This window comes from Phytopseudomonas flavescens, from assembly GCF_900100535.1.
Classification (GTDB): domain Bacteria; phylum Pseudomonadota; class Gammaproteobacteria; order Pseudomonadales; family Pseudomonadaceae; genus Aquipseudomonas; species Aquipseudomonas flavescens.
Genome location: NZ_FNDG01000019.1, coordinates 65,452 through 78,470, shown reverse-complemented (window position 1 = coordinate 78,470; position 13,019 = coordinate 65,452). Strand labels below are relative to the sequence as shown.

General features: G+C 64.2%; 12 protein-coding genes. 1 reads left to right on the top strand and 11 read right to left on the bottom strand.

The window, feature by feature from the left end; translation table 11 throughout:
• Positions 1 to 139 precede the first annotated feature (139 nt).
• The 9 genes from hflC to BLR94_RS20940 all read right to left on the bottom strand — a co-directional run bounded on the left by hflC (position 140) and on the right by BLR94_RS20940 (position 10,282).
• Positions 140 to 1,009 carry a protease modulator HflC gene (gene hflC / locus BLR94_RS20980; protein WP_084308392.1) on the bottom strand — a complete coding sequence of 290 codons (870 nt, stop codon included), beginning with the start codon at positions 1,007 to 1,009 and terminating at the stop codon, positions 140 to 142.
• Complete coding sequence (gene hflK, locus BLR94_RS20975) at positions 1,009 to 2,193, bottom strand: FtsH protease activity modulator HflK (protein WP_084308393.1); 1,185 nt, start codon at positions 2,191 to 2,193, stop codon at positions 1,009 to 1,011. The genes hflC and hflK overlap by 1 nt, the downstream gene beginning before the upstream one ends.
• Before the next feature lie 97 nt (positions 2,194 to 2,290).
• Positions 2,291 to 3,592 (bottom strand): ribosome rescue GTPase HflX, encoded by a 1,302-nt coding sequence (gene hflX / locus BLR94_RS20970; RefSeq protein WP_084308394.1) that lies wholly within the window; start codon positions 3,590 to 3,592, stop codon positions 2,291 to 2,293.
• A gap of 14 nt (positions 3,593 to 3,606) precedes the next feature.
• Positions 3,607 to 3,867: an RNA chaperone Hfq gene (hfq, locus tag BLR94_RS20965; RefSeq protein WP_042554464.1), complete on the bottom strand. Its 261-nt coding sequence runs from the start codon at positions 3,865 to 3,867 to the stop codon at positions 3,607 to 3,609.
• Positions 3,868 to 3,990: 123 nt separating this feature from the next.
• Positions 3,991 to 4,947, bottom strand: coding sequence for a tRNA (adenosine(37)-N6)-dimethylallyltransferase MiaA (gene miaA, locus BLR94_RS20960; RefSeq protein ID WP_084308395.1), 957 nt, complete (start codon positions 4,945 to 4,947; stop codon positions 3,991 to 3,993).
• A gap of 70 nt (positions 4,948 to 5,017) precedes the next feature.
• Entirely contained in the window at positions 5,018 to 6,892 is a 1,875-nt protein-coding gene (gene mutL / locus BLR94_RS20955; RefSeq protein WP_084308396.1) for a DNA mismatch repair endonuclease MutL, read from the bottom strand.
• Positions 6,889 to 8,319 (bottom strand): N-acetylmuramoyl-L-alanine amidase, encoded by a 1,431-nt coding sequence (locus tag BLR94_RS20950; protein WP_208601358.1) that lies wholly within the window; start codon positions 8,317 to 8,319, stop codon positions 6,889 to 6,891. Before BLR94_RS20950 ends, mutL begins: the two co-directional genes overlap by 4 nt.
• Before the next feature lie 8 nt (positions 8,320 to 8,327).
• Complete coding sequence (gene tsaE / locus BLR94_RS20945) at positions 8,328 to 8,795, bottom strand: tRNA (adenosine(37)-N6)-threonylcarbamoyltransferase complex ATPase subunit type 1 TsaE (RefSeq protein ID WP_084308398.1); 468 nt, start codon at positions 8,793 to 8,795, stop codon at positions 8,328 to 8,330.
• Positions 8,783 to 10,282 carry an NAD(P)H-hydrate dehydratase gene (locus tag BLR94_RS20940; protein ID WP_084308399.1) on the bottom strand — a complete coding sequence of 500 codons (1,500 nt, stop codon included), beginning with the start codon at positions 10,280 to 10,282 and terminating at the stop codon, positions 8,783 to 8,785. Before BLR94_RS20940 ends, tsaE begins: the two co-directional genes overlap by 13 nt.
• A gap of 58 nt (positions 10,283 to 10,340) precedes the next feature.
• On the opposite strand from BLR94_RS20940, the gene queG reads away from it, so the two are divergent.
• Positions 10,341 to 11,408: a tRNA epoxyqueuosine(34) reductase QueG gene (gene queG / locus BLR94_RS20935; protein WP_084308400.1), complete on the top strand. Its 1,068-nt coding sequence runs from the start codon at positions 10,341 to 10,343 to the stop codon at positions 11,406 to 11,408.
• Positions 11,409 to 11,519: 111 nt separating this feature from the next.
• Here the strand turns inward: queG and orn are convergent, their stop codons facing one another.
• Both orn and BLR94_RS20925 read right to left on the bottom strand, forming a co-directional pair.
• On the bottom strand, positions 11,520 to 12,062 hold the full coding sequence (orn, locus tag BLR94_RS20930; protein ID WP_084308401.1) for an oligoribonuclease: 543 nt from the start codon (positions 12,060 to 12,062) through the stop codon (positions 11,520 to 11,522).
• A gap of 98 nt (positions 12,063 to 12,160) precedes the next feature.
• The gene (locus BLR94_RS20925; RefSeq protein ID WP_084308430.1) at positions 12,161 to 12,976 is read right to left on the bottom strand and encodes a class I SAM-dependent methyltransferase; all 816 of its coding nucleotides are present in this window, start codon (positions 12,974 to 12,976) and stop codon (positions 12,161 to 12,163) included.
• Between the last annotated feature and the right edge of the window lie 43 nt (positions 12,977 to 13,019).

The window sequence follows — 13,019 nt, the reverse complement described above, 5'->3', positions numbered from 1 at the left end:
ATTCCCACAGGCGTAAAAAAGCCGGGATTTTCCCGGCTGCCGCATCATACCACGCGAAAAGCCTGAAGCCACAAGCTTCAAGCGACAGGTGAGCACTTGGCATCGACCTGCAGCTTGCAGCCCGCGACTTACCGCTTCATCAAGGCTTGGACTTTTCCAGATAACGGAAGAAATCGCTGCTCGGATCCAGCACCAGCACGTCACGCTTGTCGGAGAAGCTCTCGCGGTAAGCGTTCAAGCTGCGGTAGAAGGAGTAGAACTCCTGATCCTGACCATACGCCTTGGAGTAGATGGCAGCGGCCTGGGCATCACCCTCACCACGCAGCTCCTCGGCCTGGCGGTAGGCTTCAGCGAGCAGTACGCGTTGCTGACGATCGGCGTCGGCACGAATACCCTCGGCCAGTTCCTTACCCTTGGCGCGATGCTCGCGGGCCTCCCGCTCACGTTCCGAGCTCATACGGTCGAATACGCTGCGGTTGACCTCCTTGGGCAGGTCGATGGCCTTGACGCGAACGTCCACCACCTCGATACCCAGCTCGCGCTGAGCCGCCCGATTGAGCGACGCCGTGACATCGGCCATCAACGCATCACGCTCGCCGGATACCGACTCGTGCAGGGTGCGCTTACCGAACTGATCGCGCAGCGACGCTTCGAGACGACGCGACAGACGCTCGTCGGCGATCTGCTTCATGCCCGACGTGGCGGTGTAGTAACGCTCGGCATCCAGCACGCGCCATTTGGCATAGGCATCGACCATCAGCGCTTTCTTCTCGAGCGTCAGGAAGCGCGAGTTGACGGTATCCAGGGTGAGCAGGCGCGCGTCGAACTTGCGGACCTGATTGACGTAAGGAATCTTCACGTGCAGACCAGGCTGCACGTCCGCCTCGACGATCCGACCGAACTGCAGCAACACCGCACGCTCGGTTTGCGCGACGATGTAGAAGCTGCTCCAGGCGACCAGTGCCAGCACCACGCCTACGATCAGAGTCACCAGTGATTTATTGCTCATCAACGGCCCTCCCTTGTGCGCAAGTCGGCCTGCCCAACGTTATTGCCTACGCGTGCGCCGAGATCGGCCGCACCAGCGCCAGCACCGGCAGCACTGCTCGACGCACCGCCGCCACGGCTGTCGATCATCTTGTCCAGCGGCAGATAAAGCAGGTTGTTCTGCCCCTTGTCGCCGGTCACCAGCACCTTGCTGGTATTGCTCATCATCTGTTGCATGGTGTCCAGGTACAGACGTTCGCGAGTGACCTCGGGCGCCTTGCGGTACTCGGCCACCAGCGCGGTGAAACGCTCTGCCTCACCCTGGGCGCGGGAGATCACTTCGTCGCGGTAACCGCTGGCATCCTCGATCAGCCGCTGGGCCTGGCCGCGGGCTTCCGGCACCACGCCATTGGCGTAGGTTTCGGCCTGGTTCTTCTCGCGCTGCTCGTCTTCACGGGCCCGGATCACGTCATCGAAGGCTTCCTGCACTTCACGCGGCGCCGCAGCGCTCTGCAGATTCACCTGAGTCACCGTGATGCCGGTGCGATAGGTGTCGAGGAAACGCTGCAGGCGCTCACGCACGTCACCGGCCATCTGCTCACGGCCTTCGGTCAGTACCTGATCCATCTCGGTCGACCCCACCACGTGGCGCACGGCACTGTCGGTGGCATGCTGCAGGCTGGTTTCCGGCATGTCGACGTTGAGCACGAAATCCTGCAGGTTGCTGATCTTGTACTGCACCGTCAGCGGCACTTCGATGATGTTCTCGTCTTCGGTCAACATCTGCCCCTGCTTGCTGTAAGCACGCTCACGGGTGACGTTTTCCTGAAACTTGCGATCGATCGGCGGGAAATAGATGTTCAAACCCGGGCCGACCGTCTCATGGTACTTACCGAAACGCAGCACCACGGCCTGTTCCTGCTCGTCGACCACATAAATAGCGTTGTACAGCCAAAAGGCGCCCACGACGGCCAGTACGACGAACAGCAGGCCGAAACCGCCACCCTTGTTTCTGGACCCATTGTTGTCACTGCCGCGTTTCTTGCCGCCACCGAACAGGCCATTCAGGCTGTCCTGCAGCTTGCGGAAGGCTTCGTCGAGATCCGGTGGTCCCTTGCGGTCACCGCCGCCGCCATTACCACGACGACCGCCGCCACCCCAGGGATCCTGATTATTCGAATTGCCACCCGGCTCATTCCAAGCCATAGCGCTCTCCATACTGATAAAGCAAAGACGCGCCAACGGCGCGCCCGCCAATGCTACAGAATGCCCGCTTCCAGCGGCAAAATCACCGCTGCGGGCTTTATTGCAAAGTGTGTTGCTCGATGAATTCTAGCGGCTGCAAGCCTTCGCGGCTGACCAATCGGTTCAATTCGACGCGAGGAATGCGCACCTGCAGAAGACTGCTGCCATCATCGGCGTAAGACTCCTGCTGCACCGCACCCAGCTCGAAGAACTGCGCGCGCAGGCGTGCCAATTGCTGCGGCAGTTGCAAGGTAGCGACGAACAAGTCATCACCCAGCAGCTCGGCCACGGCCTGCTCGAGCAGTGGCAAACCACGCCCGTCACGGGCAGACAACCACACCCGCTCCGGTCGGCCATCGGCATTGCGCTGGATCTGGGGCTCGACACCTTCCAGCAGATCGAGCTTGTTGTAAACCTCGAGCACCGGCAGATCCTGCGCACCGATTTCCCCGAGCACCGCCAGCACCTGCTCGATCTGCGCCGTACGCTCTGGCTCATGAGCGTCAATCACATGCAACAGCAGATCGGAGTTGCTCGATTCCTCGAGCGTAGCGCGAAAGGCCTCGACCAGTTTGTGCGGAAGGTGGCGGATGAACCCCACGGTGTCCGCCAGCACCACCGGCCCGAGGTCGTCGAGCTGCAGGCGACGCAGGGTTGGGTCGAGGGTGGCGAACAACTGGTCGGCGGCGTAGACCTGCGACTCGGTCAGCGCATTGAACAGCGTGGACTTGCCGGCGTTGGTGTAACCGACCAGGGACACGGAAGGGATGTCCGCGCGCTTGCGCCCGCGGCGAGCCTGCTCGCGCTGGCTGCGCACCTTCTCCAGCCTCTGCTTGATCTGGCGAATGCGCACGCGCAGCAGGCGCCGGTCGGTTTCCAGCTGGGTTTCACCCGGACCGCGCAGGCCGATACCGCCTTTCTGTCGCTCGAGGTGAGTCCAGCCACGCACCAGCCGCGTGCTCATGTGGTCGAGCTGGGCCAGTTCGACCTGCAGCTTGCCCTCATGGGTGCGCGCGCGCTGGGCGAAAATATCGAGAATCAACCCGGTACGGTCAAGCACGCGACACTCGAACACTCGCTCGAGATTACGCTCCTGACTGGGCGTAAGGACATGATTGAAAATGACCAGGTCGGCCTCGCGGGCCTTGACCTGATCACGCAGCTCTTCCACCTTGCCGCTGCCGATAAGGAATTTCGCCGTGGGCCGACTGTTCGGCACGCTGAAAAACGCTACGGCATCGGCACCTGCGGAAAGCGCCAGCTCTTGAAACTCCTGGGGATCCTCGCTCGCCTCGGTGTTCTGGCTATCCAGATGAACCAGGATGGCCCGTTCACCCCCTTCATGGCGCTCGAAGAACAATGCAGCCCCCTGGATTAAGCGTTGCCTGGCTCGGACTCGGCCTGTTCGGACTCGGACGCACTTGGCAGACGAACCGGGCGGCTCGGCACCACAGTGGAAATAGCGTGCTTGTAAACCATCTGGCTGACGGTGTTCTTCAGCAGGATGACGAACTGATCGAACGACTCGATCTGGCCCTGCAGCTTGATACCGTTGACCAGATAGATGGAAACCGGGACGCGCTCCTTACGCAGGGTGTTGAGGTAAGGGTCTTGTAGCGAATGCCCTTTTGACATGTGCCGCACTCCTTAATGGATCGATAATTGAGTAATTGAGAATGACTGTTGAACGGTTTGCTTGAACCAACAAAACGGCTTTGGCACGTCTTCCCCCAAGGATAGACGGCCCGCGGCAAGGTCTCAGGCCAATATGGAGACCGTCGCCAGGTATTTCAAGGCACGTGGCAGATTGTCGCAATCGAGACTGTCCAGCCAGTGCACATTTTCCCAACCACGCAGCCAGGTGAACTGCCGTTTGGCCAATTGCCGCGTGGCGATGATACCCCGCTCTCGCATCGACGCCGCACTCAGGCGCCCCTCCAGATGTTCCCATACCTGCCGATAGCCGACCGCCCTTATGGACGGCAATTCAGCGTGCAGGTCACCTCGCCGATGCAGGCGTTCGACCTCGGCGACGAAGCCCTGTTCCAGCATCCGATCAAATCGTTGCGCGATTCGTTCGTGCAGCATCTGCCGCTGCGCCGGCGCGATCGCCAGTTGCGCCACAGTATAGGGGAAACACCCCGCTCCTGAGCGCTCTTCGCTTTGCCGCAGGCGCAATTCGCTCATGGTCGTGCCACTGACCTTGAATACCTCCAGAGCACGTACCAGACGCTGGGGATCATTGCGGTGGATGCGCAGCGCCGATTGCGGATCCACCGCATGCAGCTCCTCGTGCAACACACTCCAACCCTCACGCTGCCCACGCGCTTCGAGCACGGCGCGCACTTCGGCGTCGGCTCCCGGCATGTCGGCCAGGCCCTCGAGCAGGGTCTTGAAGTACAGCATGGTGCCGCCCACCAGCAGCGGAATGCGCCCACGCGAGGTGATCTCGGCCATGGCAGCCAGTGCATCGCAGCGGAACTCGGCAGCCGAATACGCTTCGGCCGGATCACGGATGTCCACCAGATGATGAGGAAACGCTTCCAGCGTGGCCCTGTCCGGCTTGGCGGTGCCGATATCCATGCCCCGATAGACCAGCGCGGAATCCACGCTGACCAGCTCACAGGGCAACGCATGCGCCAGCGCCAGCGCCAGATCGGTCTTGCCGGCAGCGGTCGGGCCCATCAGGAAGATGGCGGGAGGGAGGCAGGACATCGGCACGACTCGGTTGAACGGCGGCCCATTTTCAGGGCATGGGCGGCCACTCGCAAGCGTGGCCCGCGGGTTACTGGCCGCGCATGAACAATTTGTCCAGCTGATCCATGCTCATCTGCGTCCAGGTCGGCCGACCGTGGTTGCATTGGCCGCTGCGTTCGGTCTGCTCCATGTCGCGCAGCAGGCCATTCATTTCCGGCAGGGTGAGGCGGCGATTGGCGCGCACCGACCCATGACAGGCCATGGTGCCGAGCAGCTCGTTGAGGTGGGCCTGGATGCGGTCGCTGGTGCCATATTCGAGCAGGTCGGAGAGCACATCGGCGACCAGTCGGGTCGCCTCGGCCTGCTTGAGCAGCGCCGGGATCTGCCGAATCGCCAGGGTTTCCGGACCCAGACGCTGCAATTCGAAGCCGAGTTTCTGGAACCACTGGCCATGCTCTTCGGCACAATCGGCCTCGCGCTGACTCACCGCAATCGATTCGGGCACCAGCAATGGCTGGCCACGCAGACCCTCACTGGCCATCGCCACCTTGAGGCGCTCGTAGGTGATGCGCTCATGGGCCGCGTGCATGTCCACGACCACCAGGCCATGGGCGCTTTCGGCGAGAATGTAGATGCCCTTGAGCTGAGCGATGGCATAGCCCAGGGGCGGAATGTCGCCCTGGGCCTCCGGCAACGAAACAGCTGTGCTGCCTGCGGGCATCGGCGCAAAGAATTCCCTGTACACGCCCTGGGCTTCCGCCGCCGGCAGCGCCGACTCGCCGCGCTGCCCCTGATAGCCGGCGCCCGGGGAGCGCCAGACCGACTCGACAGGCCGTTCCAGCACGCTGGCGGCCAGGCCCATCTCGCCCTGGGGGCCGAACTCACCCGCCGCCTGGCCAGTGGGGCGCAACAGGGTTTCGACAGCGGCCGGCGTGGCCAACTGGTCCTCGGGCCGCACTTCGCCCAATGCGCGATGCAGGGTGCCGTAGAGGAAATCATGAACCGTACGCCCCTCACGGAAGCGCACTTCGTGTTTGGTGGGATGCACGTTCACATCCACCGCCGTCGGGTCGATCTCCAGAAACAGCACGAAGGTCGGGTGACGACCATTGAACAGTACGTCGCGATAGGCCTGACGCACGGCATGGGCGACCAGTTTGTCGCGCACCATGCGGCCATTGACGTAGAAGTACTGCAAGTCGGCCTGGCTGCGGGAAAACGTCGGCAAGCCAACCCAGCCCCACAGGTGCAAGCCGTTGCGCTCGATATCGATGGGCAGCGCCTGCTCCAGGAAGCCTGAACTGCACACCGCCGCCACCCGCCGGGCACGGCTGACGTCGTCGTTGGCCTCGTGCAGCGAGAGGATGTTCTTGCCGTTATGGCGCAGGTGGAAGGCCACGTCGAAACGCGCCAGCGCCAGGCGCTTGATCACTTCCTGCAGGTGATCGAACTCGGTCTTTTCGGCCTTCAGGAACTTGCGGCGCGCGGGCGTATTGAAGAACAGGTCGCGCACTTCCACCGAGGTACCGACCGGGTGTGCGGCGGGCTGCACGCGCGGCTGCATGTCGCGGCCCTCGGTCTCCACCTGCCAGGCTTGCTCGGCATCGGCAGTCCGCGAGGTGAGGGTAAGGCGCGCGACCGAGCTGATCGATGCCAGGGCTTCACCACGAAAGCCCATGCTCATCACCTGTTCGAGGTCCTCCAGCTCACGAATCTTGCTGGTGGCGTGGCGTGCCAGGGCAAGCGGCAGATCGTCTGCCGTAATGCCTCGTCCATCGTCACGCACCCGCAGCAGCTTGACGCCACCTTGCTCGACATCCACCTCGATCCGCCTGGCGCCGGAGTCCAGGCTGTTTTCCAGCAGCTCCTTGACGACCGAGGCAGGACGCTCGACCACTTCGCCGGCGGCGATCTGGTTCGCCAGCCGCGGGCTCAGCAACTGGATGCGCATCGTTTCACTCATGGCTGGGCAGCTAGCGAAGTGGCCGGGATCTGCAGCGTCTGACCGACCTTGATGACATCGGACCTCAGGGAGTTGGCTGTCCGCAGCGTGGCCAGGCCGACCTGGTAGCGCTGGGCGATCAATGCCAGGCTTTCGCCAGAGGCGACCACGTGCTCGCGCGGCCCCTGGACGATCTTGCCATTGTCACGCAGCCAGGCGATGTAGGTACCAGGCGGTGGGTTCTGCTCGAAGAACTGCTTCACGCCGGTGACGATCGAGCGCGACAGGCTCTGCTGGTGACTGGCGGAATGCAGCTTGCGTGCCTCGCTGGGGTTGGAGATGAAGCCGGTCTCCACCAGGATCGACGGAATGTCCGGCGACTTCAGCACCATGAAGCCCGCCTGCTCGACACGGCGCTTGTGCAACGGCGTGACCTGGCCCATCTGCCCGAGGACCTTCTGGCCGACGTTCAGGCTGGACGACAGCGAGGCGGTCATCGACAGGTCGAGCAGCACGCCGGCGAGCATCCGATCCTTGTCCTCGAGGCTGAGGTTGCCCGCCCCACCGATCAGGTCGGACTGGTTTTCCGCGTCGGCCAGCCAGCGAGCGGTTTCGGAAGTAGCCCCCCGATCCGACAGGGCATACACCGAGGCGCCGAATGCAGCAGCACGGGGCGCCGCGTCGGCGTGGATGGAAACGAACAGGTCGGCGCCCTTCTTGCGGGCGATTTCGGTGCGCTTGCGCAGCGGGATGAAATAATCACCAGTGCGCACCAGTTCGGCACGGAAGCCTCTCTGGGCGTTGATCTGGCGCTGCAATTCCTTGGCGATGGACAGGGTCACGTGCTTTTCCAGCTGGCCCTTGAGCGGCCCCAGCGCCCCAGGGTCCTCGCCACCGTGCCCGGCATCGATGGCGATCACGATATCGCGCTTGCCACCCGGCACCGGCGCCAGCTTGGGCGGCGCCTGGGTCGGCGTGACCGGCACCGGCGGTGCACTGGCCGTGGTGGTCGATGGCAGGCTTGGTGCGGCATCCGAAGCCTGGTCGAACAGATCGACCACCAGGCGATGGCCGTATTGCTGGTTCGGCGCCAGCGTGAAACTCTTCGGGGTGACCTGGGATGACAGGTCGATGACCACGCGCAGGTCGTCGGGGGTGCGCTGCGCCGAGCGCACGGCCGTGATCGGGGTATTGCTGAGGGCGAGTTTGTCCAGCGGGGTCACCAGCTTGGCGCCGCTGATGTCGATGACGATCCGATCCGGGGCAGACAGAGTGAACACACTGTGCTGCACCGGCCCCGACAGGTCGAACACCAGGCGCGTGTTGTCCGGCGCGCGCCACAGGCGAACGCTGCGCACATCCGACGCGGCCCACACGTCGGCTGCCATGACCGCCACCATCAGCCAGACCGCGATCAATCGCGCGCCTATGCGCATACCAGCCCCCACTTTCTTGTTCATGCTCTGGCAGCCAATTCGGCACACCAGCTATCACCCATCGCGCCATGGCCGCGAAGTAGCAGCGAGCGGCCACCCGCTCGCGGGGTAATGGTAATGTCCAGGTCGGCCTTTGGCAAAATGCCCACACCCCGCTGCGGCCACTCGATCAGGCACAGGGCGTCGCCGTCGAAGTAGTCGCGGATTCCGAGGAACTCCAGCTCCTCGGGATCGACCAGCCGGTACAAGTCGAAATGAAAGGCACGGAAGGAACCGATCTGGTAGGGCTCGACCAGGGTGAACGTCGGGCTCTTGACCGCGCCATGGTGGCCCAGCCCCTGCAACATGCCGCGCGAGAGCGTGGTCTTGCCCGCGCCGAGGTCGCCTTCGAGGTGGATCACCCCACGTCCTTCGGTGACCTTGGCGATGCGCGCGCCGAGCGCCAGCATGGCGTCCTCATCGGCGGCGAACAGTTCTATTTCCGACAAGCGGCTCGCTCCTGTAACAAATGGCGGATAGCGTCGCACAGATCGCTGGCCGCCAGGCCATTTCCTTTTTCTGCCAGGTATTCTCCTGCCCCGGCATGCAGCCAGACACCCAGGCAGGCGGCTTGCCATGCCGTGCCCCCCTGAGCGATCAGCGCACCGATCAGCCCGGCCAGCACATCCCCCAGGCCAGCACCGGCCATCACCGGGTCGCCTCGGTCGCAGACCAGCAAGCGCCCCGTCGGGTCGGCGATCAGCGTGCCGGCGCCTTTCAATACGCAGATAGCCCGGAAGCGCTGGGCCAGGTCCCTGGCCGCAGCCGGACGATCAGCCTGCAAGGCCTGCGTCGAGATACCGAGCAGACGCGCGGCCTCTCCGGGATGCGGGGTGATCACCATGCCCGGCGAGATGCTCACGGCGCCAGAGGCAAGCAGATTGAGGGCATCGGCGTCCCACACCTGTGCAGCCTGCGACGCCGCTGCAGCCGACAGCAGGCTGCGCGCCCAGGCATTCTGGCCGAGGCCGGGGCCGACGACCCACACGGTGACTCGGCCGCCAAGCGCATGCAACTGATTGGCCGAGGCGACCGCCAGGCTCATCACTTCCGGCAGCCGGCTTTGTGCAGCACCGATATGCTCGCTGCGAGTCGCCAGGGAAACCATACCGGCACCGCTGCGCAGGGCACTCTGCGCCGACAGCAGCGCAGCGCCGCCGGTACCGTGATCGCCGCCGACCACCAGCACATGGCCAAGCCGGCCCTTGTGGGTGGTGGGCTGCCGTGCTGGCAACTGCGGCAGGGCCGCGCCGACCAGCCGCTGCGCAACGCCTGGCTGATTGGCGACGATCTGCGCGTCGGCCTGCAGGTCGTCGAACAGCAAACGGCCGACATGGTCGAGCGCCTGGCCAAGGAACAGGCCGACTTTCAAACCGATCAGGGTCACGGTGAGCTGGGCGGTTACCGCGACGCCGAGTACCTGGCCGGTATCGGCGCAGATACCCGAAGGGATATCCACCGCCAGTACGGGACAGCCACTGCGATTCATCCATTCGATGGCTGCCGCGTAAGGCTCGCGCACGGCACCTGCCAGCCCGGTGCCGAGCAGCGCATCGACCAGCACGCCCTGCGCCTCGCGCTCTGGCGCCCAGGCAAGCACCTCGACACCGGTGGCCAGGGCCTCATCGCGCGCCAGCGCCGCGTCGCCCTGCAGGGGCTGCGAGTCGGCCACTGCCAGCACGCGAACCTGCCACCCGGCACGCACTGCCAGTGCCGCCAGCAGATAACCATCACCGGCATTATTACCATGCCCGGCCAGCACGGTGACCGCACCGGCATCCGGCCAACTGCGGCGCAGGGCCCGCCAGATGGCGTGTGCGGCACGCTGCATGAGCACGAAACCAGGCGTACCGGCAGCGATCAGCTCGGCATCCAGCGCACGTACCTGGGCGGCGCTGTAGAGCGCAACGGGAAGATCGTCTGATGAATGCCGCATGCCTGTGCTCCGATGTCTGGCAGAATTATACGTCGACTATTCCAGATTCCCGCCCAGCATGACCGACGCCCCCCTTGACCTCACCAGCCTCGCCCAGTCCATCAAGGACTGGGGGCGCGAACTGGGCTTCCAGCAGGTTGGCATCAGCGGCCTGGAGCTGGGCGAACACGAGGCGCACCTGCAGCGCTGGCTGGAGGCCGGCTACCAGGGCGAGATGGACTATATGGCCGCACATGGCCGCAAACGTTCCCATCCGGATGAGCTGGTGCCCGGCACCCTGCGGGTGGTCTCGCTGCGCATGGATTACCTGCCCAGCGACACGCAGATGGCGCAGCGACTGCAGGAGCCTGAAAAAGCCTACGTTTCCCGCTACGCCCTGGGCCGCGACTATCACAAGCTGATTCGCAAACGCCTGCAACAATTGGCCGAACGCATCCAGCAGACCATCGGGCCATTCGGCTACCGCGCGTTCGTCGACAGCGCACCCGTGCTGGAAAAGGCCATTGCCGAACAATCGGGCCTTGGCTGGATCGGCAAGAACACCCTGGTGCTCAATCGCAAGGCCGGCAGCTACTTCTTTCTCGGCGAACTGTTCGTCGACATCCCGCTACCCGAGGACGCCCCACACGGCAGCGAACACTGCGGACGCTGCAGCGCCTGCCTGGACGTCTGCCCGACAGCCGCCTTCGTCGGCCCCTACGTGCTCGATGCACGGCGCTGCATTTCCTACCTGACCATCGAACTGAAAGGCCCGATCCCGGAGGATCTGCGCGCGCCCATCGGCAACCGCGTGTTCGGCTGCGACGACTGCCAGATGGTCTGCCCCTGGAACCGCTTCGCCAAAGCCACCGAGCAGGGTGACTTCCAGCCACGGCATAGCCTCGACAACGCCGAGCTGGCCGAGCTGTTTCGCTGGAGCGAGGAGGAATTTCTCAGCCGTACCGAAGGCTCACCGCTGCGCCGCGCCGGCTACGAACGCTGGCTGCGTAACCTGGCCGTCGGCCTGGGCAACGCACCGTCGAGCATTCCCGTGCTGGAGGCACTGCAAGCCCGCCGCGAGTATCCGTCGGAGCTGGTGCGCGAACACGTGCAGTGGGCGCTGGAACAACATGCCAGACGCGCCTAGCACCGTCATCCCATACCCAGGGCATTACAGGCGTCCAACATTCCCGGGTCACGCCTTCGGCTAACCCGGCTACGAGCTGGCCACGGCAGCTGATGCCTGCAGCCGAGGCCGTCAAACCTTGAGCAGGTGCTGACGGTAGTACTTGAGCTCGGCGATCGACTCGCGGATATCGTCCAGCGCCTGATGGCTGCCCTTTTTCAGGAAGCCGTCCTTGACTCCGGGCGCCCAGCGCTCGGCAAGGATCTTCAGGGTCGAGACATCCAGGTAGCGATAATGGAAGTAGGCTTCCAGGGCCGGCATGTAGCGGTAGAGGAAGCGGCGGTCCTGACCGATGCTGTTGCCGCAGATCGGCGACTTGCCTTTCGGCACCCACTTTTCCAGGAAGGCGATGGTCTGCGCCTCGGCTTCGGCCTGGCGGATACGGCTCTCGCGAACCCGCTGGGTGAGACCGCTGTCACCATGGGTACGGGTGTTCCACTCGTCCATGGCGGCCAAGCGTTCATCGCTCTGGTGCACGGCGATCACCGGGCCCTCGGCCAGCACGTTCAGCTCGGTGTCGGTGACGATGGTGGCCATTTCGATGATCACGTCCGTCTCGGGGTCGAGACCGGTCATTTCCAGGTCGATCCAGATCAGGTTCTGTGGATTCTGCATGCTGCGCTCCTCTATAGAGCCGCCATTCTAGGGCCTGTTGACGTTTCACGCACGGCTGCGCCGGAGCCCTTCGGCTCGCGCGGGACGGTCAACAGACCCTACGCAATCGGCGCGCCCTGCTCGTCGTCCATCTCCCAGAGCAGCAGGCGCGAATCACGCCAGTCCTTCAGCGCCACCACACGCTGCGCCGCCACCCCGGGAATGTCGAAGGTGTTGCTGATCAGCCAGGCTCCTGCCGGCAGTTCGGCACTGGCCTTTCTCCACAACGCCGGCATGGGCGCAGGAGACAGGAAGCAGTAGGCGACATCCACCGTGGCCAGGTCGCTGTGCCAGAGGTTCTGGTAACGAATCCGGCAATTGGGCTGGGCGAGACTGCGCAGGCGCGCGATGGCATAGGAGAGTGGCGCGGTCTCCACGCCAGTGAAGCGTGCATGGGGAAAACGTCGCGCCAGCCACAGCAGGGTACCCGCCGGACCACAGCCGAGGTCGACGAAAGCGAAGCGCTCGCCACGCTCCTCGAGCAACCGTGCCAGTTCGCGGCGGCTGCCTGCACCCGTGAGATACAGCGGCACCCGCTCGCCGAAACTGTTCCAGTTGAGCAGCAATAACAGCAGGAAACCGAGCAGAAACAGCCAGGACGGCAACGGCGCCCCGCTGGCCAGCAACAGGCCGGGCACGAATGCCAGGTTCAGCCACCACCACCAGCGCGACAACCCGAGCCAGCGGGCCAGGCCGGCTGACAGCAGGCCATGCAGCAGACCAGCCGCCAGCAGGCTCGGGCGCCAATTGGAGAAGTGCGCGAAAGCGACGACTGCCAGCCCCATGCACAGGGTCACGACAAGCTGGATCAGCAAAGCCAGCAACGCCGGGTAACGCTCACCCAGCCGGTGCAGCGCGTGGTAGGAGACAGCCATGCCCATGAGGCTCTATGGTGGGGCGGACGGCCAGTCTAGCGCT

Bases quoted from the DNA above. Each gene is read 5' to 3' on its own strand.
- hfq (WP_042554464.1), bottom strand. From the start codon at position 3,867: ATGTCAAAAGGGCATTCGCTACAAGACCCTTACCTCAACACCCTGCGT.
- hflK (WP_084308393.1), bottom strand. From the start codon at position 2,193: ATGGCTTGGAATGAGCCGGGTGGCAATTCGAATAATCAGGATCCCTGG.
- BLR94_RS20940 (WP_084308399.1), bottom strand. From the start codon at position 10,282: ATGCGGCATTCATCAGACGATCTTCCCGTTGCGCTCTACAGCGCCGCC.
- miaA (WP_084308395.1), bottom strand. From the start codon at position 4,947: ATGTCCTGCCTCCCTCCCGCCATCTTCCTGATGGGCCCGACCGCTGCC.
- BLR94_RS20925 (WP_084308430.1), bottom strand. From the start codon at position 12,976: ATGGCTGTCTCCTACCACGCGCTGCACCGGCTGGGTGAGCGTTACCCG.
- hflC (WP_084308392.1), bottom strand. From the start codon at position 1,009: ATGAGCAATAAATCACTGGTGACTCTGATCGTAGGCGTGGTGCTGGCA.
- queG (WP_084308400.1), top strand. From the start codon at position 10,341: ATGACCGACGCCCCCCTTGACCTCACCAGCCTCGCCCAGTCCATCAAG.
- orn (WP_084308401.1), bottom strand. From the start codon at position 12,062: ATGCAGAATCCACAGAACCTGATCTGGATCGACCTGGAAATGACCGGT.
- mutL (WP_084308396.1), bottom strand. From the start codon at position 6,892: ATGAGTGAAACGATGCGCATCCAGTTGCTGAGCCCGCGGCTGGCGAAC.